16 protein-coding genes are annotated in these 18,981 nt (G+C 68.7%); 9 read left to right on the top strand and 7 right to left on the bottom strand.

Annotated elements, in window-relative coordinates; genetic code table 11:
• Nucleotides 1-58 precede the first annotated feature (58 nt).
• The 4 genes from Q0672_RS11955 to Q0672_RS11940 all read left to right on the top strand — a co-directional run bounded on the left by Q0672_RS11955 (nt 59) and on the right by Q0672_RS11940 (nt 6,600).
• Complete coding sequence (locus Q0672_RS11955; protein ID WP_153159734.1) at nt 59-1,252, top strand: acetyl-CoA C-acyltransferase; 1,194 nt, start codon at nt 59-61, stop codon at nt 1,250-1,252.
• 49 nt (nt 1,253-1,301) lie between these two features.
• Nucleotides 1,302-3,950, top strand: a complete 2,649-nt coding sequence (locus Q0672_RS11950) for a LuxR C-terminal-related transcriptional regulator (RefSeq protein ID WP_298622443.1) — start codon at nt 1,302-1,304, stop codon at nt 3,948-3,950.
• A 99-nt stretch (nt 3,951-4,049) separates the two neighbouring features.
• Nucleotides 4,050-5,714, top strand: coding sequence for a fatty acid--CoA ligase (locus tag Q0672_RS11945; protein ID WP_298622441.1), 1,665 nt, complete (start codon nt 4,050-4,052; stop codon nt 5,712-5,714).
• 88 nt (nt 5,715-5,802) lie between these two features.
• Nucleotides 5,803-6,600 (top strand): enoyl-CoA hydratase, encoded by a 798-nt coding sequence (locus tag Q0672_RS11940; protein WP_298622439.1) that lies wholly within the window; start codon nt 5,803-5,805, stop codon nt 6,598-6,600.
• Between the two features lie 6 nt (nt 6,601-6,606).
• Here the strand turns inward: Q0672_RS11940 and Q0672_RS11935 are convergent, their stop codons facing one another.
• On the bottom strand, nt 6,607-6,804 hold the full coding sequence (locus tag Q0672_RS11935; protein WP_298622437.1) for a hypothetical protein: 198 nt from the start codon (nt 6,802-6,804) through the stop codon (nt 6,607-6,609).
• Between the two features lie 26 nt (nt 6,805-6,830).
• On the bottom strand, nt 6,831-7,577 hold the full coding sequence (locus Q0672_RS11930) for a YdcF family protein (protein WP_298622435.1): 747 nt from the start codon (nt 7,575-7,577) through the stop codon (nt 6,831-6,833).
• A 171-nt stretch (nt 7,578-7,748) separates the two neighbouring features.
• Between Q0672_RS11930 and Q0672_RS11925 the strand changes: the two genes are divergently transcribed.
• Together Q0672_RS11925 and Q0672_RS11920 are read left to right on the top strand one after the other, a co-directional pair.
• Nucleotides 7,749-8,270, top strand: coding sequence for a DUF2802 domain-containing protein (locus Q0672_RS11925; RefSeq protein WP_228111738.1), 522 nt, complete (start codon nt 7,749-7,751; stop codon nt 8,268-8,270).
• Entirely contained in the window at nt 8,267-9,121 is an 855-nt protein-coding gene (locus tag Q0672_RS11920) for an SPOR domain-containing protein (protein ID WP_298622432.1), read from the top strand. The genes Q0672_RS11925 and Q0672_RS11920 overlap by 4 nt, the downstream gene beginning before the upstream one ends.
• 66 nt (nt 9,122-9,187) lie before the next feature.
• On the opposite strand, the gene Q0672_RS11915 is transcribed toward Q0672_RS11920, so the two are convergent.
• The 5 genes from Q0672_RS11915 to Q0672_RS11895 all read right to left on the bottom strand — a co-directional run bounded on the left by Q0672_RS11915 (nt 9,188) and on the right by Q0672_RS11895 (nt 16,209).
• Nucleotides 9,188-9,406, bottom strand: a complete 219-nt coding sequence (locus Q0672_RS11915; protein ID WP_298622430.1) for a hypothetical protein — start codon at nt 9,404-9,406, stop codon at nt 9,188-9,190.
• A 73-nt stretch (nt 9,407-9,479) separates the two neighbouring features.
• Entirely contained in the window at nt 9,480-11,693 is a 2,214-nt protein-coding gene (locus Q0672_RS11910; RefSeq protein ID WP_298622428.1) for an EAL domain-containing protein, read from the bottom strand.
• 51 nt (nt 11,694-11,744) lie between these two features.
• A complete protein-coding gene (locus tag Q0672_RS11905) occupies nt 11,745-13,826 on the bottom strand; it encodes an ATP-binding protein (protein ID WP_298622426.1) in 2,082 nt (693 codons plus the stop codon).
• A 193-nt stretch (nt 13,827-14,019) separates the two neighbouring features.
• Nucleotides 14,020-15,159 (bottom strand): EAL and HDOD domain-containing protein, encoded by a 1,140-nt coding sequence (locus Q0672_RS11900; protein WP_298622424.1) that lies wholly within the window; start codon nt 15,157-15,159, stop codon nt 14,020-14,022.
• Between the two features lie 21 nt (nt 15,160-15,180).
• Nucleotides 15,181-16,209: a CDP-6-deoxy-delta-3,4-glucoseen reductase gene (locus Q0672_RS11895; protein WP_298622422.1), complete on the bottom strand. Its 1,029-nt coding sequence runs from the start codon at nt 16,207-16,209 to the stop codon at nt 15,181-15,183.
• 42 nt (nt 16,210-16,251) lie between these two features.
• On the opposite strand from Q0672_RS11895, the gene Q0672_RS11890 reads away from it, so the two are divergent.
• From Q0672_RS11890 to Q0672_RS11880, 3 genes are read left to right on the top strand one after another with little or no spacing between them, the layout of a single operon-like run.
• Nucleotides 16,252-17,133: an SDR family oxidoreductase gene (locus Q0672_RS11890; RefSeq protein ID WP_298622420.1), complete on the top strand. Its 882-nt coding sequence runs from the start codon at nt 16,252-16,254 to the stop codon at nt 17,131-17,133.
• Nucleotides 17,134-17,156: 23 nt separating this feature from the next.
• Nucleotides 17,157-17,573: a CopD family protein gene (locus tag Q0672_RS11885; RefSeq protein WP_153159722.1), complete on the top strand. Its 417-nt coding sequence runs from the start codon at nt 17,157-17,159 to the stop codon at nt 17,571-17,573.
• 35 nt (nt 17,574-17,608) lie between these two features.
• Nucleotides 17,609-18,778 carry a THUMP domain-containing protein gene (locus tag Q0672_RS11880; RefSeq protein ID WP_298622416.1) on the top strand — a complete coding sequence of 390 codons (1,170 nt, stop codon included), beginning with the start codon at nt 17,609-17,611 and terminating at the stop codon, nt 18,776-18,778.
• Nucleotides 18,779-18,981: the final 203 nt, after the last annotated feature.

Raw genomic sequence — 18,981 nt, 5'->3', positions numbered from 1 at the left:
TGGCATCGGTCTCCTCACTCCTCACGCCTTACTCCTCACTGCCCCTAAGGAGAATTCGATGAAACAGATCCAGGAAGCCTACATCGTTGCCGCCACCCGCACGCCGGTGGCCAAGCGCAACGGGATGTTCCGCAACGTCCGCCCGGACGACATGCTGGCTCACGTGCTGTCGGCGGTGGTCGCCAAGGTGCCGGGGCTCGACGCCACCGAGATCGGCGATGTGGTGGTCGGCTGCGCCATGCCGGAAGCCGAGCAGGGCATGAACGTGGCGCGCATCGGCGTGCTGCTCGCCGGCCTGCCCAACACCGTGCCGGGCATCACCATCAACCGCTTCTGCTCGTCCGGCCTGCAGGCCGTGGCCGACGCCGCTGCGCGCATCCGCCTGGGCGAAGCCGACGTGATGATCGCCGCCGGCACCGAGAGCATGACCGTGATGCCCCAGATCATGGGCAACAAGATCTCCCTCAACCCGGCCATCTTCGCCAAGGACGAAAACCTCGGCATCGCCTTCGGCATGGGTCTCACCGCCGAGAAGGTCGCCCAGCAGTGGGGCATCGACCGTGCCGCCCAGGATGCCTTCGCGGTTCAGTCCAACCAGCGCGCTGCCGCGGCCATCGCCGCCGGTGCCTTCCGTGACGAGATCACGCCCTACACCGTGCGCACCCACGTGCCGGGCGAGGGCGGCACCGTCCGCGTCACCGAGCGCATCTGCGACACCGACGAAGGCCCGCGGGGCGACGCCACCGTCGAGAGCCTCGGCAAGCTCAAGCCGGTGTTCGCGGCGCGTGGTTCGGTGACGGCCGGCAACAGCTCCCAGATGTCCGACGGCGCCGGTGCGGTGCTGCTGATGTCCGAGGCTGCGGTGAAGCGTTACGGCGTCAAGCCCATCGCGCGCTTCTGCAGCTACTCGGTGGCCGGTGTGCCGCCGGAGATCATGGGCATCGGTCCGGTCGAGGCGATCCCCCGCGCCCTCAAGGCGGCCGGCATCCAGCAATCCGATCTCGACTGGATCGAGCTGAACGAAGCCTTCGCGGCCCAGGCCCTGGCGGTGATGAAGCAGCTCGACATGGATCAGTCCAGGATCAACCCCCAGGGCGGCGCCATCGCCCTCGGCCACCCGCTGGGCGCCACCGGGGTGATCCGTGCTGCCACGCTGATGAGCGCCTTCCAGCGCACCTCGGCCCGCTACGGCATGATCTCCATGTGCATCGGCACCGGCATGGGCGCCGCCGGCATCTTCGAGAAGGTGTGACCCGCCTCGTCCCCGGCCGTGGGATCGCGGCCGGGGCGTCTGTTTTCAGATGACCTCGCTTCCCGCAGACCGGGCCGACCCGCGCCCGTCCCTGCTGATCCAGACCAAGCTACGCCCGCCGGCCCCGTCGGCGGGCGTGCTGCTTCGTCCACGCCTGGTGGATGCCCTCTGCGCGCCCGGTCAGCCGCCGGTGCTGCGGGTGTGCGCCTCGCCCGGCGCCGGCAAGACGACCCTGCTCGCCCAGCTGCGCGAGCGCCTCGGAGGCCTGGGCTGGCTGGTGGGCTGGCTCAGCCTCGACCGGGAGGATGACGATTCCGGACTGTTTTTCCCTTATCTCGTTGCGGCCCTGGGGGGCGAAGACGGTGTGGCCCGCGAGGCTGCCCGGCTGCTCGCGCGGGATGCGCTGGCCTCGCCCCGCGCGGTGCTGGCGGCCCTCATCAACGGGCTGGCCCGCTCGCCGGTGCCGGTGGCGCTGATCCTCGACGACGCCGACGCGCTCACCACGCCGCCGCTCCTCGCCGCCCTGCAGACCCTCGTCCGCTACGCGCCGCCGGCCTTCCGGCTGATCCTCGCCGGGCGTGGCGCGCCGGCCTTGCCCTTCGCCACCCTGGCGGCGCGGGGGCAACTGGTCAGCATCGGCGAGCCCGAGCTGCGCTTCGCCGCCGACGAGGCGCGGCACTACTTTGAAGGCTTTGGCGGGCCGCTGGCCGAATCCGCTGTGGCCGACACCGTGTGGCGCACCACCGAGGGCTGGGCCGCCGGCATGTATCTGGTTGCCTTGTCGGTGCGCGGCGCCGACGACGCCGACGCGCTGATGGCCGGCATCCGCCGCCGGGCGGGGGAGGGCGTCGGGGCGTATCTCGCCGAGAACGTCCTCGCCGGGCTCGACCCGGCCCGGGTGGATTTCCTCCTCGCCGCCGGCCCGCTCGACCGCTTCTGCCCGGACCTGTGCGCCGCGGTGAGCGGCCAGCCCGATGCCCGCCGCCAGTTGGACGAGCTCGCCGGCCAGAACCTCTTCGTGAAGCGCCTGGACGACGGCTGGTTCCGCTTCCACGCGTTGTTTGCCGATTACCTGAAAGCCCGCCTCGGGCGGGACGATCCGGTGCGCCTGCGCCACATCCAGCTTGCCGCCGCCCGCTGGTGCGCCGACGCCGGGCTGTGGCAGGAGGCGGTGCGCTACGCCCTGGCCGGCGGTGACGCGCCCCGCGCCGCCGCCTGGGCCGAGGCCTGCGCGATGGGGCTGGTGCAGGCCGGCGACATCCGCACCGTCACCGGCTGGCTGGCCCTGCTGCCGCCGGCGCTGGTGGCCGGCAGCCTGCGCCTGCGGCTGGCCCACGCCTGGGCGCTGGCCTTCGGGCTGCGGCTGGGCGAGGCCCGCGACACCCTGAGCGGCATCGAGGCCGACGTGGCCAGCGGACGCCTGCCGGCCCAGGCCGAGCCGGGCGAGGTGGCCGCGGTGAAGGGCCTGATCGCGGGCCTGTCCGACGAGAGCGAGGCCGCGATGGCCTTCGGCCGGCAGGCGCTCGACGCCGTTGCCCGGGCCGATTCGTGGGTCGCCCAGATGGCTCGCAGCGTGATCCTGTTCGGGCTGCACACGGCGTCGCGCTTCGACGAGGCGACCGATCTGGCGGCCCGCTCGGCGCCGTTGGAGGCGGGCGGCTGCCCGCTCTTTGGCATGGTGTATCGGCTCAGCATGTCCGGGCTGGGCCACGGCATCGCCGGCCGGCTGGGCGAGGCGGCAGCGCTGCTGCGGGAAGCCCTGGCCCGGGCGGTGGCCGAATCCGGTCCTCAGTCGGCGGTGGCCGCGCTGCCCGTCGGCTATCTGGCCGAAATCCTCTACGAGCGGGGCGATCTGCAGGCGCTGGCCGACGTGATGGGCGGCCGTGCCGAGGTGGTGGCCGAGACCTGCCCGCTGGGCTCCTGTGCCCGCTACGCGGTGAGCGCGGCCCGGCTGGCCCTGCTGCGCGGCGACCGGGCCGCCGCGCTGGCCCGGCTCGACGCCGCCGACCAGCTGGGCGAGGCCCGCCGCTGGCTGCGCATGCGGGCGCTGATGCTGGCCGAAGCGGCGCGCATCCTGTGGCGGGGTGGCGACGTTGACGCGCTGCGCCAGCGAGTCGATGCGCTGTGTCCGCTGATGCCGGCCCGGCCACCGCGGCAGGTAAGCAGCCTGATGGAAACCTGGCTTGCCTGGCGCGAGGCGCTGGCAGTGCTGGCCCTGGCGGAGGGGCGCGCTGCCGACGCGGTGACGGCGCTCGACGCGCTGGTGACGGCCTCCGCCGAGGCGGGCTTTCACTACCGGGCCCTGCAGCGGCGCATCCTGCTGGCCGAAGCCCAGGCGCTGGCCGGCCAGCGCCCCCGGGCGGTGGCGGGGTTGGCGGCGCTGCTGCCCCTCGCCGACCAAGCCGGGATGGTGCGCAGCCTGCTCGATGCCGGCTCACTCGTCGAGGCGCTGCTGGCCGAGGCCCGGGCCGGGACCGGCGCCGAGCCGCCCGAAAGGCTGTCGGCCCGGGAGCGCGACATCCTGCAGCTCGTCACCCAGGGCCTGTCCAACAAGGCCATCGCCCGCGCCGCCCAGGTGACGCCCGAAACGGTGAAGTGGCACCTCAGCAACATCTACGCAAAGCTCGGCGCGCGCAGCCGGACCGAGGCCATCCTGCGCGCCGGGCAGGCCGGCCTGCTGCGTCCGCCGGCGGGCTGACGCCCCCGCCAGCCCCCCTTTCGGGGGGGCGATTTCACCCCGCCCTCCGGCTAAGCTGCCGACGCTTCCGTCAGACCATAACAGCCCGAGGAGACAATCGTGCAAACCGATATCCGTGCCGCCGGAGACGCCGCCGCGTCCGCCGACCAGCCCTACGCCTACCCGCTGCTCATCAAGCAGCTCCTGCACACGCCGCTGGCCCACGCGCCCGATCAGGAGATCGTCTATCGCGACGTGTGCCGCCACACCTATCGCGATCTCGGTGCCCGCATCGGCCGCCTGGGCAGCGCCCTCAGCCGGCTCGGCGTGGGCTTTGGCGACACCGTGGCGGTGGCCGACTGGGATTCCCACCGCTACCTCGAGAGCTACTTCGCGATCCCGATGCTGGGCGCCGTGCTGATGACCGTGAACGTGCGCCTGTCGCCCGAGCAGATCGCCTACACCATCGACCACTGCGGCGCCGAGACGCTGCTCATCAACACCGAATTCCTGCCCATCCTCGACGGCATCCGCGACCGCCTGCCCAAGCTCAAGCGCATCGTGCTGCTCTCCGACGAGCCCTGCGACCCGGCCGCCGTTGGCGCCGTGGGCGAGTACGAAGCCCTGCTGGCCGCCGCCGATTCGCAGCACGCGTTTCCGGATTTCGACGAGAACACCCGCGCCACCACCTTCTACACCACCGGCACCACCGGGCTGCCGAAGGGCGTGTTCTTCAGCCATCGCCAGTTGGTCCTCCACACCCTCGGCACCCTCGGCGGGCTGGCCGGCGCGGTGTCGGGCCAGCGTTTCCATCGGGGCGACGTGTACATGCCGATCACCCCGATGTTCCACGTCCACGCCTGGGGCCTGCCCTACGTGGCGACCATGCTGGGCGTGAAGCAGGTCTACCCGGGCCGCTACGTGCCCGACATGCTGCTGCAGCTGCGCCGCACCGAAGGCGTGACCTTCTCCCACTGCGTGCCCACCATCCTGCAGATGCTCCTGCTGGCGCCGGCCGCGAAGGAGATGGACCTGTCGGGCTGGAAGATGGTGATCGGCGGCTCGGCCTTCACCGTGGGCCTCGCGACCCAGGCCGTGGCGCGGGGGATGGACGTGTTCACCGGCTACGGCATGTCCGAAACCTGCCCGATCCTGACCCTCGCCCAGCTCAAGCCCGCCGACCTGGAACTGCCGCCCGAGCAGACCGTGCCGAACCGCTGCCGTACCGGTCTGCCGATTCCGCTTGTGAACCTGCGCATCGTCGACGGTAACCTGGACGACGTGGCCCATGACGACCAGGCCCAGGGCGAGGTGGTCGTGCGCGCCCCGTGGCTCACCCAGGGCTACCTGAAGGACGCCGACGCCACCGCCCACCTGTGGCGCGGCGGCTGGCTGCACACCCAGGACATCGGCCGCATCGCGCCGAGCGGTTCGCTGCAGATCACCGACCGCATCAAGGACGTCATCAAGTCGGGCGGCGAGTGGATCTCGTCGCTGGAGATCGAGACCCTGATCTCCCAGCACCCGGCGGTGGCCGAGGTGGCGGTGCTGGGCGTGCCCGACGCCCGCTGGGGCGAGCGCCCGCTGCCGGTGGTGGTGCCCAAGGCCGGCGCCGAAGGTCTGACGGCGGACGACATCATCGCTCACCTGCGTACCTTTGCCGACGCAGGGCGGATTTCCCGCTTCGCCGTGCCGGATCAGGTGCGCTTTGCCGACAGCCTCGAGAAGACCAGCGTCGGCAAGATCAACAAGCGCCAGATGCGCGAGCGCTACGCCGCTGGCTGAGCGGATGCAGGCCTGGGCGGCTTTCGTCGTCCGGGCTCAGGGGGCAGAATGGCGCTTGTCGAACCATGAACCTCAGGAACCGCTTTCCATGACTTCTCCCATCCTGCTCGATGTGGCCAACGGCGTCGCGACGCTGACCCTCAACCGGCCGAAGGCGCTCAATGCGTTGTCCTTCGACATGATGCACGCCCTGTCCGACGTGACCGCCCAGCTCGCCCATCGGGACGACCTGCGGGTGGTGGTGATCCAGGGCGCCGGCGACCACTTCATGGCCGGGGGCGATCTCAAGGATTTTGCCGGCCAGCTGCATCTGTCGCCGGAGAGCCGGATCGCCAGCTTCCGGGCGACCATCGAGCAGCACATCAACCGCAGCGTCGAAACCCTGGCCGAGCTGCGCGTGCCGGTGATCGGTCGCGTGCATGGGGCCTGCGCCGGCTTCGGGCTGTCGCTGGCGCTGGGCTGTGACATGGTGGTGGCGGCCGACAACGCGTACTTCACCACCGCCTACGCCAGCATCGCGCTGTCGGGCGACGGCGGGGTGTCGTGGTTCCTGCCGCGCATCGTCGGGCGTCACAAGGCCTTCGAGCTGCTGCTGCTGGCCGACCGCTTCGACGCCACCGAGGCCCAGCGCCTTGGCGTCGCCAACAAGGTCGTGCCGCTGGCCGAACTGGACGACGCGGTGGGCGCGCTGGTGCGTCGCATCCTCAGCGGCCCGCGCGAAACCTATGCCGAGATGAAGCGCCTGCTCAACCAGTCGCCCGACCAGAGCCTCGACACCCAGCTCCAGCTTGAAGCCGAAGCCTTTGCCCGGTGTTCGGCCCGGGGCGACTTCGACGAGGGCATCAACGCCTTCCTGGGCAAGCGCAAGGCCCGCTTCAACGGCTGAGGCGCGTCAGCCGCGCGGCCGGAACTCGCCGCACCAGGCCAGCCCGCTGACGATCGGAAAACGCCAGTGGTGATCCTCGCGGGGTGACTGGGCGCCGGCGAAGGCCGGTGGGTAGCGATGGCAGGTGCCGAGGGTGCTTTCGGCAGTCATGAAGAACCGGCATTGCCGGCAGGCGTCGTCGTTGGGGCGGGTGTCGTCGGGCATGGGGCGGTCAGGGTGAAGGGTGGGGTTCAGCGGCTGAGGCGGTAGGCCAGCAGGCCCAGCCATTCATGGATGGCGTAGGTGCCGGCGTAGGTCGAGTTCATGTTGGGCAGGCGGGGCAGGGGGTCGTCGGCCGGGCCGCGGCGGAAGAAGCCGGTCGGCGCGGGGATCACCGCCAGCCCGGCCGCCTCGAAGGCTTCCACCGAGCGGCGCATGTGGGCGGCGTGGGTCACCAGCACCACCCGCTTCACGCCGTCGGTGTGCAGCAGCGCGGCGCTCATCCGGGCATTGTCGCGGGTGTCCAGCGAGGCGGCTTCCACCCACTTCACGGGCAGCCGGAAATCTTCTTCCAGCGCGGTCTTCATCAGCTCGGCTTCGGGCTGGCTGCCGCTTGGCGCGCCGCCGCTCACCAGCACCGGCAGGCCCGACTGGCGGGCCAGGCGGGCGCCGTAGCGCACCCGTTCGAGGGTGAGGCGATTGACCGTCTGGCCGCCGAATTCCGGCGCGTTGGTGCGCGCGCCGCCGCCCAGAATCACGATCGCCCCCGCGTCGGCCAGTTGCGCCGGCTGCAGCACCGGGATGTCTTCGAGGCCGTCGAGGAGAGCGTCCACCACTGGGGGCATCGTCACCAGCAGGGCCAGGGCGAGGCCGCTCCAGGCCAGCACGCGTCCTGCGCGCGGACGCCAGCGGAGCAGCAGCAGGCCGGCGCAGATCAGGATCAGCGGGGCCAGCGGGGGCATCAGAAGCAGGGCGATCAGCTTTTTGACGAAGAACATGATGAAAAGACGCGCACAGACGAAGAAGTCGCATTGTGGCTGAAGAGGCGCGCGGCTATTATCGCAGCGTCAAATTCATGTCGTACAAGCGCCGGTTTCCAGGGGAACGATCATCGTCAGCCAAAGGTTTCAGTCAAAAGAATGCGGCGCCGCAGCCAGGGAGCCGGGCCGATGATCGATGTAGGTCTGCGGGAGGGTGTCTGGGCGCTGGTCGCCGTGCTCTCCATCTATCTGGCGATCATCCTGTTCCGTCTGGCCCTGCCGGGCAAGGCCGCCAGCACCGCGGAAGCCCCCGGCCGCTCGCCCCAGACGGTGGTGGCCGACGTTGCGGCCATGCCGGCGCCCGCCCCGATGGCGCCGCACAACCCGCTCGAAGTGCCCCAGGAGACCCTCAACGAACTCGAGATCCAGCAGCTGCGTCGGGATGTGGCCCAGCTGCGCACCGAACAGGATTTCCTGCGCAGCGAACTGGTGGCCCTGCGCCTTGATCTCAATGAAATGCAGTTGGCCCATGATCGGGCCCAGGCCCAGCCGCAAGCCCAGTATGTGCGGCCGGAGTCGCCGCAGCACTCCGAGGCCATGCTGCTGGCCGGGCGCGGCATTCCCGCAAGCCAGATTGCGGAGCACTGTGGAATCTCGGTGGCAGAAGCCGAACTGGTCTGCGCGCTGGCGCGGGCCGAGGGGGGAGCATGACGGACAGACCGGATGTGCCGGACGATGACGAGGACGAAGATCCCCGCCGGCAGCTGTGGGTACGCGCGGGCGTCGCAGGGGGGCTGATTGCCGTACTCCTGGGCGGCCTGGCGGTTTTTGATCACCTATCCCGGCCGCCTCAGCCCGAGGCGGTGGTGGTGCCCACCAAGCCGATCGCGCCGGCCCAGGTGACGCCACTGCCCGAGCCCGGCCGCGATGCCCCGCCCGACGTGGTGCGCGCCGCGGCGCCGACCGAACCCGAACCACAGCCGCCCGTCGAGGGCAGTTCGACACCGCCGCCGCTGCCCACCGGTGACAAGGGCGACAGGCTCGTCGAACGTACCCGAAAGCCGGTCGAGGAGACCCGTCCGATGCTGCGGCCGGGTTCCCAGAGCGTGGTGGCTGCGCCAGCTGCCGAGCCGGCCCGCAAGCGTGACGCGGCGCCTGCCGCAGTGGCCCCGGCGGTTGCGCCCGTGGCGCAGGCAACGCAGCCCCGTGGGGTGGCCGTGCCTTCTGCCGCCCCTTCGACGGCTACCCCCGCATCGGCACCGGCAACTGTACCGGCCGCGGTTGCAGCTCCCGCAGCGGTGCCCGCGCCTGTGGCGGCGGCAGTCAAGGCGCCCGTCGCGAGCGAAGCCCAGGGCGGCTACGCGGTCCAGGTGGGGGTGTTCGGGACGGCGGCTCAGGCCGAGGCGCTGCGTTCCCGGTTGTCGGCGGCGGGCATCCCGGCCCAGCTCGAAACCCGGGTGGTGGTGGGGCCTTTCAACGATCGGCGTGACGCCGTCGCGGCCCAGAACCGCCTGCAGGACAAGGGCTTTTCCGCTGGCGAGCTGATCCCCTTCCGGCGCTGAACCTGTCCTCCGTGATCCCGAGCGGCGGGCCGTGTGGTCCGCCGCTTGCCGTTTACGGCGCCGGTTTCAGGCGCTGACGATGGCGAGCGCGTGCCCCGTGCGGCAGTGCAGGGCGAGCTGCCTGTCGCTGCCCGGGCGGGCGGCCCAGACGGCGGCGTCGTCGCCCAGGGTGCGGGCGATCTCGTAGCCGCGCTGCTTGAGCCACGACGGGTCGATGTGTTCGGCGACCAGCCTGGGGGCTTCGGGCTGGCGGGGGGAGGCGAGGATGAGGCGGTAGATTCCCATGGCGAGGACCTCGAGGGTTCGACGATGGGGCAAATCTAGCGGCGAAACATGACGGTTTGAGGTGGCTGGCCGTTCAGGATGCGGCCGGCGCCCCGGTGTTGCCGTGGCTCACGCGGGAGGGGCGGAAATCCCGCAAGAGGCGGGTGGCGGCTTCTGCATCCACCGGCCGGGAGAAGTAGAAGCCCTGCATCTCGTCGCAGCCCATGCCGTCGAGGGTCTGCATCTGTTCGCCGCGCTCGACGCCTTCGGCGGCCAGGCGGATGTCGAAACCCTGGGCGATGCCGGCGATGGCGCTGATGATGGGGTGGTTGCCGTGGCCGTTCATGTCCCGCACGAAGCTGCGGTCGATCTTCAGGCGGGTGACGCCGAAGCGCTGCAGGCTCACGAGGGACGAATAGCCGGTACCGAAATCGTGGATCGACACGCCGACGCCCAGTTCGCGCAGGTTTTGCAGGCGCGGGGCGACGCGCTCGGTGTTTTCGAGGAGCAGGCTCTCGGCGATCTCGAGCTCCAGGCTGCCAGCGGCGAGACCGTTGCGCGACAGGGTGCGGGAGATGGTGTCGGAGAGGTCGGACTGGTCGAAATCCCGCGACGACAGGTTGGCGGTGAGGCGCAGGTCGGGAAACTGGCGGCGCCACACGGCCAGCTGGGCACAGCCGGTTTCGAGCACCCAGCGGCTGATGTCGTGGATGATCCCGGCTTCTTCGGCAAAGTGGATGAAGCGCGACGGCGCGACGATCCCGTGGGACGGATGGCGCCAGCGCACGAGGGCTTCCATGCCGGTGATGCGGTCCTGCGATAGGCTGACCAGCGGCTGGTAGTGCAGCTCGAATTCGTTGCGGCTGATGGCCTGGCGCAATTCCTTTTCGAGGGACACCCGCGTGCGGTAGCTGGCGTGCATGTCCGGCGAAAAGAAACTGTAGGCGTTGCGGCCGTCGCCCTTGACCTGGTGCATCGCCACGCTGGCGTGCTGGACCAGATCCTCGGCGGTGTCGCCGTCTTCGGGGTGCAGGGCGATGCCCATGCTGATGGTGATGAGCACCTCGCCCTCGCTCAAGGGGAAGGGCTTGCGGAAGGCGAGCAGCACCTTCTCGGCGATGGCGCGGGCGTCTTCCTGGTCGTTTATGTCGGGCAGCAGCACCACGAACTCGTCGCTGCGGTGGCGGGTGAGGGTGTCGCCCCGGCGCAGGCACTGCTTGAGGCGCAGGGCCACCGAGCGGAGCAGGGCGTCGCCTTCGCCCTGGCCGTGGGTTTCATTGACCTGCTTGAAGCGGTCCATGTCGATGAACATGACCGCGATGAGCCCCTTGCGGCGCTTGGCCTGGGTGATCGCCAGGTTGAGGCGATCCTGGAAGAGCTCGTTGTTGGGCAGCTGGGTGAGCGGGTCGTGGTAGGTCTGGTAGCGCGGCGTCGCTTCGATGGTGCGCAGCGCCGGCAGGCTGCGGGCGGCGCCGTAGGTGCCGGCGTAATGGGACGGCGAGCGCGATTCGACGCTGTTGTAGATGCCCATCGCGTTGAGCACGACGGCCACCGGCCCGGTGTCGTCGCCGTCGGCCCCATAGGGGTTGCGGGCGAGGCGCAGCTCGATGTTGATCGTGGCGCGGGGGCCGGTGCGCCGCTCGTTGAACGCATAGCGGGCCCGTTCGAGATCCTCGGGGTGGACGATCTCGGAGAAGTGCTTGCCGATCAGGGCGTTGCGAGGATGGCCGAGCAGCGACTCGATGCGCAGGTTGAGGTAATTGAAGCGGCCTTCGGCGTCGAGGGTGTAGATCAGGTCGAGGGAGTTCTCGACCATGTAGCGGTGCATCTGCTCGGACGACTGGAGGCGCTGCTGGCTGAGCCGGTGGGTGCGCTCGGATTGACGCTTGACGAGGGCGCCCGTCACCGCGCGGCGGATCTGGTCGGCGCCGTAGGGCTTGATGAGGAAGTCGTCGGCGCCGCGGCGCAGGGCGCCGATGGCGGCTTCCATGGATTGCTCGCCGCTGATCATGATGACGGATTCGCGGCGGTCGTTGCTGAGCAGCCAGTCCATCACCGCCAGGCCCGAGGCGTCGGGCAGGCGGAAGTCGAGGATCAGCAGGTCGTAGGAGCGGGTGTTGAGACGAGCGAGTGTCTCGGCGACGGAGCCACAGTCCTCGATCAGCCGGTCGCTGCCCTGCAGGAGGGCGCCAACCGACCGTCGCAGGGACGGCTCATCGTCGACGACTAGGATTCGGGTAAGAGACTCTGCCGACGTTCGCCGGTTCGCCTCTGTCGGGAAGGAAGCTCCTTCCCAGGGGATGACCATTGTGACTCCCGGACATGGCTCTTCTAATTGGCGCGGCAATGATGCATCAAGTCAGTGGGTTGCCGCCAGTGGCATGAAGATCTGGAACACGGTTCCGGAGCCCGGCTGGCTGCGGCACAGGATGGTGCCACCGACCGCGGCAACCAGTTCGCGGACCAGCGGCAGGCCGACTCCGCCACCCGGTTTGTCGCTGTTGCGGGCGCCCGGGTTGAAGAGGGTCTCGATGCGCTCGGGGGCGAGGCCCGGGCCGTTGTCGACAATCCGGATCTCCATGCACTGGCTGCCGTTGGCGTTGATGCCGGCGACGGCCGACACGGTGAGCTTGCCCCCTTCGGGGATCGCCTCGGCGGCGTTCTTGAAGAGGTTGAGGAACACCTGCTTCAGGGCGTCAGGCGGAATCGCGGCAGCGGGCAGGTTGGGCGAGGTGCGCAGCTCGAAGGCGATCCCCTTGCGGGCGAACAGCGCTTCGCCGTAGAGCGCGCGCAGGTCGTGCAGGATCTCGGCGACACCGCTGTGGGCGGGGCCGGACGGGGTCATGGAGGTGAAGTCGCTGGCCTTGCGCACCAGGGCGCCGACGCGGTCGAGTTCTTCGCTGAGCAGGCCGAGCTGTTCCTTTAGGGTCGGGTCTTCGACGCGCTCGTCGATCAGGCCCAGGTAGGTCTTGATGACGGTGAGCGGGTTGCTCGCCTCGTGGGCGATGCGCCGGGCGTGATCCACGTAGCGGCGGGCGATGCTGTCTTCCAGGTCGAGGCGCATCTGCTCTTCGGCGCGGCGCTCGGAGATGCGGTTGGTGGCGGCCTCGGTGACGGAGCGGCGCAGGGCGGGTTCCATGCCGGTGCCCGGCTGCTCGGCGCCGGCGCAGGGGAACACCGCCACGCCGGTCTCGTTGGGGTTCTGCCAGGGCACGCAGAGCAGGCCGTCGCTGTCGAGCCAGCGGGCCAGCTGCCAGTCGGCGGCACACTTGCCGGGGGGGCGCGGGCCGCTCTGGTAGCGGGATTCGGCGTTGTTACGGTAGGCCTCGGCAACGGCGCTGTGCTCATCGCGGGCAGATATCCTGATCTGGTCGAGACCCGGGTGATTGATCGTCGGCGCACCCACAAGGGCGTCGTCGCTGTTGGACTTGACGAACAGCACCGGGGCGTCGAGGCCAAGGAGCAGGCGGGTGGCCACGTCGAAGCTCTGGCGCGCCGTGGCCGCGTCGACGAAGGCGCTGCGGGCAAAGGCGCTGAGCGCGGTGCGGGCGATGCCGCTGTCCATGTTCTCGCGCTCGGATTCGGTGCCCGGGGTGGCCCAGGGCAGGGTGAGCATGGTCGGCTCGACGATGATCTCGAGGCTCTTGACCATCTCCTGCATGCTGCGGGTGGTGTCGGCGAGGACGCTGACCAGCACGCTGCCGTCGATCTTGGTGAGGCGGCTGGCGCCTTCGAGGCTGGCGGCGGACTGGCTGCCGCGGTAGCTGGCGAGCTCTTCGGCGGCGGCGATCACGCGCACCAGCGGGTGGGCGGTATCCACGGCTTCCGGCTCTGCCTGGTGCAGGGCGATGGCGTCGATGATGCCCAGCGGGAAGCCGCAGCGGGCGGCCAGGTCGGCGGAGATCTCGGCGTGGTCTAGACCGTAGCGCTCCCATTCGGCGGCGGACAGGCTGCGCTCGTCGATGGCGTCCGCCAGCACGCGGCCATACTGTTCGCCGTATTCATTGAGCCACAGCAGGCCGAGGTCGTGGAGCAGGCCGGCGGAGCGGGCTTCGTCGGGATGGGGGTAGCCGATCTCGCGAGCCAGATTGACCGCCAACTCGGCCACGAACAGGCTGTGCATCGTGTGATGCCGGTGGGCGCGGGGCGAGATCCGGTGCTGGGGCTGCTGGATCATGTGGCGCAGCGCCCACGCCTGAAGCAGGCCGGCGTCGATCCGGTCGAGGCGCTCGATGAGCACGTCGATGAGGGCAATGGAAAAATCGCTCTTGCTCAGCGGCGCTGTCAAAAGCAACTCGAAAACCATCACTGGATCGAGGATAATGACACGTGCAATATCGTGTCGGGATGCATCGCCAGCCGAAAGTATCCGCAGCAGCGCGGACGCGGTTTCCCACAGCGCTGGCAGACGCGATGTCGGTGCAGCTAGGGGACGTCGCATTTTGGATATTCGGGTGGTTGGCATGAATGAAGCACGTATTTCACAAATTTAGTGCTTTGAATTCTAACCGTACCCCCCCGGCTCTCGCCTGTGACTTATGCTCGCCCGCACCGGCGCTTGCGCTTCCGAGCGTGACCCAGTTCGCGACGTTGTGAAGAGTTTGCGTCGCGGCCCGCCTTTGGCAGCGCGGGATTCAGCCGAACTGCAGGCTGTCCGCGAACGAGAGCGCTTCAAGATGTGCCCGGTTGATGCGTTCCGGCGTGATGTGAAGATCATTGGCAAGGGATGCCAGATTCTTGTCGTCGAAGCTCTCCAGTGCCCGCGCGAGTTTGAGAAAAGGTGCATAAACGCCATCTCCGCCCAGCAGGGCGTCGCAAATCGGGGCCGGAAGGTGCATTTCGTCGAGCGCCGACTGAAGGCTGGCCCCCAGCAGCAGGTGAAGCATCGAGAACGCGCCGGTGATGAACAGGTTGTCGAGTTCGGCTTTCTCGAAGAAGGCCGCGCCGATCTGCTCCATGAAGCGCCCGCGGGCGATCGCGGTCTGCATCAGGGCCGGCGCGGACGGATCGCGGCTGGCCGAGATCAGCAGCACCGACAGCCACTTGTGGAGCTTGTCGTAGCCAAGGATCGACACCGCGTGGCGGAACGACTGGATCTCGCACATCAGCCCGAAACCGGCAGAATTGATGTAACGCAGTAATTTGTATGACAGCGCCACATCCTGTTTTAGGACATTTTCAATTTCCTTGACTTCGGCATTTTTGCGCACCAGATTGAGCAGCCGGACGATCTGGGCGTGGGACGGCGCGAGCTTGCCGTCGGTCTTGACGCCATGCAGGAAGAACCAGCCCGACGCGCCGTCGTAGCCGCCCACGATCGCGTTGCGAAAAGCCGGTACGTCCGGCAGGCCCCAGGCGAGCGCCAGGCCCGGAGGGGCCAGCGGGATGGGCTGCCGCTTGGCGTCGATGATCACGAAGCGCCACGCCACATCAGGCGGGACGATCGTGTCGGGCTGATACCAGGTGAGGTTGAGGCTGATGCCTGCCGCCTGCAGCCTGGGGATCAGCTCGAGCGTGAGCGGGTGGGCGATGGCCTGGGTCGGGATCTCCACCATCGCGTTGGGCGGCGCTTTCCAGCCGAGGAGATCGGGCGTGGGCACCAGCCGGTAGAGGCTCACGAAGACCGGATGGGTCGTCGGCCACACATCTGCCAGCTCCGACAGGGTTTCCACTGCCTGAGCAACGGACGTGGCGTGGACGATCAGCCGGTTGGCGGTGATCTTGTGCTGCTTGTTGATCACCGGTTCGCGGGTGATCAGGACGGCATTGCTCATGGGTGGGGTTCCGGTGCCGGCTCAGCCAGCCTTGGCGTCGTTCGAGAAGCTGAAGGCGTCGGCGTGGAAGGCGTCGGCAGGCAGGCCGCACTGGCGGGTGAGGTCGGCGCGGGCGGTGTCGATCATCGCCGGCGAGCCGCAGGCATAGACCTCGTGCCCGGAGAGATCGGGCAGGTCGGCCATCAGGGCGGCGTGGGCGAGACCGGTGCGGCCGGTCCAGGCGTCCTCCGCCGGGCTGTCGGAGAGCACGGGCACGAAACGGAAGCCCGGGAGCCGTTCTTCCCAGCCTTTGGCGACGTCGAACTGGTAAAGCCCGGCGAGGTTGCGGCTGCCCCAGTAGAGCGTCATCGGGCGCTGGATGCCGGTGGCGATGGCGTATTCGACGATGCTCTTGATCGGCGCGAAGCCGGTGCCGCCCGCGAGCAGCACGATCGGGCGCTGGGAGCTTTCGTCGAGCCGGAAACCGCCCAGCGGGCCTTCGAAGCGCAGGATGTCCTTTTCCTTGAGCTTCTCGAAGACGTGGGTGGTGAAGAAGCCGCCCTGCACATGGCGGATGTGCAGTTCGAGGAAGTCGGCGCCGGTCGGGGCGTTGGCGATGGAGAAGCTGCGGCGCTTGCCGTCGGCGAGCAGGAAGTCGATGTACTGGCCGGCGATGAACTGGAATTTCTCGGTGGCCGGCAGGCGGATCTCGAGGACGATCACGTCATCGGCGGCACGCTCGAGCTTCTGCACGCGGCAGGGCAGTTTCTTGACTTGGATCTCGCCGGCGCGGCTCACCTGGCGCACCTCGAGGGTGAGATCGGAGCGGGGGCGGGCGCAGCACAGCAGGGCCATGCCGGCCTCGCGTTCGGCTTCGGTCAGCGTGCTTTCGCCAAAGCGGCCCAGGTCCAGATCGCCGGAGAGCACCTTGCTCTTGCAAACCCCGCAGGCGCCGTCGCGACAGCTGTAGGGAAGCAGCAGACCGGCAGCAAGGGCGGCTTCGAGAACGGTATCGTCAGCCGAGGCGGGGAATTCGAGTCCGCTGGGCTGGAGGGTGACCTGGAACGACATGATGGGTGGCCGTGAGATAATCGTTAAATGAAACGTCGAAAAATGAAGCAAGTCCTGATCGTCGGCAGTGGCGATGTGGCGCGCCGGATCATCCCGTGGCTGCAAAGCCGCTTTCGCGTGTGCGCCGTGGTGCGCCGCCCTGAAGAACGTGCGGCCCTGCGGGCCCTTGGTGCGACAACCCTGATTGCCGACCTGGACAAGCCGGAAAGCCTTGGAAGGCTGGCCGGCATTGCGGACTACGTCCTGCACTGTGCCCCACCGCCCAATATGGGTAGTGACGATCCGCGCACACGCAGTCTTCTCGCTGCGCTGACGCGTCGCGCGAGTCTACCACGACGGCTCATCTACATAAGTACCACGGGTGTGTATGGCGACTGCGCCGGTGCCTGGCTGGACGAGACCCGTCCGCCGCGTCCGGCCTCGGCCCGGGCGGTCCGGCGCGTTGCAGCCGAATGCCACCTGCGGCGATTTGGCGGGCGTACCGGATGCCGGGTCAGCGTGCTCAGGGCGCCCGGCATTTACGATGGGGCCGAGCGCCTGCCGGTGGCCCGACTTGAAAAGGGCGAGCCGGTGCTGGCGCCCGAGGACGACGTGTTCACCAACCACATCCACGCCGACGACCTGGCGCGCCTGCTGGGGCTGGCGCTGTTCCGCGGTCGGCCCAACCGGGCCTACAACGCGTCGGACGACAGCAGCCTGAAAATGGGCGAGTACTTCGATCTGGTGGCCGATGCCGTCGGCCTGCCGCGCCCGCCGCGCCTGCCCCGGGCCGAACTGGCCGGGCGGCTGTCGCCGCTCACGCTGTCGTTCATGTCCGAGTCAAGGCGCCTGAAGAATGACCGCATCAAGCGGGAACTGCGCGCCCGCCTGATGTATCCGACCGTCGCCGAAGCCCTGCGCACGCGTCGCCTGGCGGTTTCCTGATTTTTCCCTTTCGAGCCCACATCATGCTTTTTCTGAGTATCAAAGCCCTGCACATCATCTTCGTCACCAGCTGGTTCGCCGGTTTGTTCTACCTGCCGCGGCTGTTCGTGAATCACGCCATGGCCACCGACAAGGCCACCCTCGATCGCCTCGCGCTGATGGAGAACAAGCTCTATCGTTTCATGACGCCCCTGGGCATCCTCGCGGTGGCGCTGGGGATGTGGCTGTGGTTCGGCTTTGGCTTTACCGGCGGCTGGCTGCACGTCAAGACGATGCTCGTCACCTTCCTGATCGTCTACCACCTGTATTGCGGCCGGCTGATGCGGGCCTTTGCCGAAGGGCGCAATACGCGCAGCCACGTGTGGTACCGCTTCTTCAACGAGGTGCCGGTGCTGGTGCTGTTCGCCTGCGTCTTCCTCGTCGTGCTGAAGCCCTTCTGATTGACCGAACCTGATTTCCGAACCGGATTGCTGCCTTGAACTTCTTTGCCCCTTGCCCCCGCGGCCTCGAGCCGCTTCTTGCCGATGAACTCCGCGCCATCGGCGCCACCGATCCGAAGGCCGTGCCCGGCGGCGTGCAGTTTTCCGGCGACTGGGCGCTGTGTTACCGCGCCAACCTGGAAAGCCGGATCGCCACCCGCGTGCTGTGGCAGGTCTCGATGGGCCGCTACCGCAACGAAGAGGACGTGTACCGCATCGCCTACGCGCCCACCTGGGCCAAGTGGTTCACGCCGGATGAGACGATCCGCGTGTTCGTCACCGCCCACAAGTCGCCCCTGCGCAGCCTGGAGTTCGTGACGCTGAAGATCAAGGACGCGGTGTGCGACCACTTCCGCACCATTGTCGGACGTCGCCCGGATGTGAACACCCAGACGCCGGACATCCGTGTGCATGCCTTTCTGTCGGCCGATACCGTCACGCTGTATCTGGATACGTCGGGCGAGCCGCTTTACAAGCGGGGCTTCAAGTCGGCGGCCGTCGAGGCGCCGCTGAAGGAAAACCTCGCAGCGGGCATCCTGCGCCTCACCGGCTGGAAGCCGGGCGAGGAGGCCTTGTGCGACCCGATGTGCGGCAGCGGCACTTTCCTCATCGAGGCTGCCCAGATGGCCCTCGACGTGGCGCCGGGCCTGGGCCGGCATTTCGCGTTCGAGCGTTTCAAGCACTTCGAGCGCGACACCTGGCTGCCGATCCGCAAGGCGGCCGACGCCCGCCGGCAGGCGCCGCGTCCGCTGGCGATCTACGGCTCGGACATCGTCGAGGATCAGGTGCGCAAGAGCTTCGTCAATCTGCGCAGCGCGGGGCTGGATGGCTGCGTGGAGCTGGAGCGGATGGATCTGCTCGACCGCAAGGCGCCGGCGGCGAACGGCGTGCTGGTGGCCAACCCGCCCTACGGCGTTCGGCTGTCGGATACGTCGGAACTCGAAGCCTTCTACCCGAAGCTGGGCGATGCCCTGAAGGCCAACTGGAGCGGCTGGCGGGCTTACTTCTTCACCGGCGACCCGTTGCTGCCGAAGGGCGTGCGCCTCAAGGCCAGCAAGCGCACGCCGCTCTTCAACGGCGCCATCGAATGCCGGCTGTTTGAGTATCTGATGGTGGCGGGCTCGGCACGCAAGCCCAAGCCGGAAGGGGAAAGTAACCCGGACTAAAGGCGCCCGGCAGCCGTAGCGAGCGGCCCGAGGTTGCGACGAGAAGCGCAGCCGTACTTGGGTACGGCGAGCATCGCAGTTGCGAGATCGGGTCGTGCAGTAGGCTGACGGGTGTCTTTAGACGATGTCCAGGTTCTGGATGCCTGAGAGCACGTCGCGGTCGCCGCGCTTGCTCTTGAGCTTGATCTGCAGGCGCAGGTCGT

The organism is uncultured Zoogloea sp. (assembly GCF_937894855.1).
GTDB classification, from domain to species: Bacteria; Pseudomonadota; Gammaproteobacteria; order Burkholderiales; family Rhodocyclaceae; genus Zoogloea; species Zoogloea oryzae.
This window is presented reverse-complemented; position numbering and strand designations above follow the sequence as displayed.

Bases quoted from the DNA above. Each gene is read 5' to 3' on its own strand.
- Q0672_RS11955 (WP_153159734.1), top strand. From the start codon at position 59: ATGAAACAGATCCAGGAAGCCTACATCGTTGCCGCCACCCGCACGCCG.
- Q0672_RS11950 (WP_298622443.1), top strand. From the start codon at position 1,302: ATGACCTCGCTTCCCGCAGACCGGGCCGACCCGCGCCCGTCCCTGCTG.
- Q0672_RS11940 (WP_298622439.1), top strand. From the start codon at position 5,803: ATGACTTCTCCCATCCTGCTCGATGTGGCCAACGGCGTCGCGACGCTG.
- Q0672_RS11935 (WP_298622437.1), bottom strand. From the start codon at position 6,804: ATGCCCGACGACACCCGCCCCAACGACGACGCCTGCCGGCAATGCCGG.
- Q0672_RS11930 (WP_298622435.1), bottom strand. From the start codon at position 7,577: ATGTTCTTCGTCAAAAAGCTGATCGCCCTGCTTCTGATGCCCCCGCTG.
- Q0672_RS11925 (WP_228111738.1), top strand. From the start codon at position 7,749: ATGATCGATGTAGGTCTGCGGGAGGGTGTCTGGGCGCTGGTCGCCGTG.
- Q0672_RS11920 (WP_298622432.1), top strand. From the start codon at position 8,267: ATGACGGACAGACCGGATGTGCCGGACGATGACGAGGACGAAGATCCC.
- Q0672_RS11915 (WP_298622430.1), bottom strand. From the start codon at position 9,406: ATGGGAATCTACCGCCTCATCCTCGCCTCCCCCCGCCAGCCCGAAGCC.
- Q0672_RS11910 (WP_298622428.1), bottom strand. From the start codon at position 11,693: ATGGTCATCCCCTGGGAAGGAGCTTCCTTCCCGACAGAGGCGAACCGG.
- Q0672_RS11905 (WP_298622426.1), bottom strand. From the start codon at position 13,826: ATGCGACGTCCCCTAGCTGCACCGACATCGCGTCTGCCAGCGCTGTGG.
- Q0672_RS11900 (WP_298622424.1), bottom strand. From the start codon at position 15,159: ATGAGCAATGCCGTCCTGATCACCCGCGAACCGGTGATCAACAAGCAG.
- Q0672_RS11895 (WP_298622422.1), bottom strand. From the start codon at position 16,209: ATGTCGTTCCAGGTCACCCTCCAGCCCAGCGGACTCGAATTCCCCGCC.
- Q0672_RS11890 (WP_298622420.1), top strand. From the start codon at position 16,252: ATGAAGCAAGTCCTGATCGTCGGCAGTGGCGATGTGGCGCGCCGGATC.
- Q0672_RS11885 (WP_153159722.1), top strand. From the start codon at position 17,157: ATGCTTTTTCTGAGTATCAAAGCCCTGCACATCATCTTCGTCACCAGC.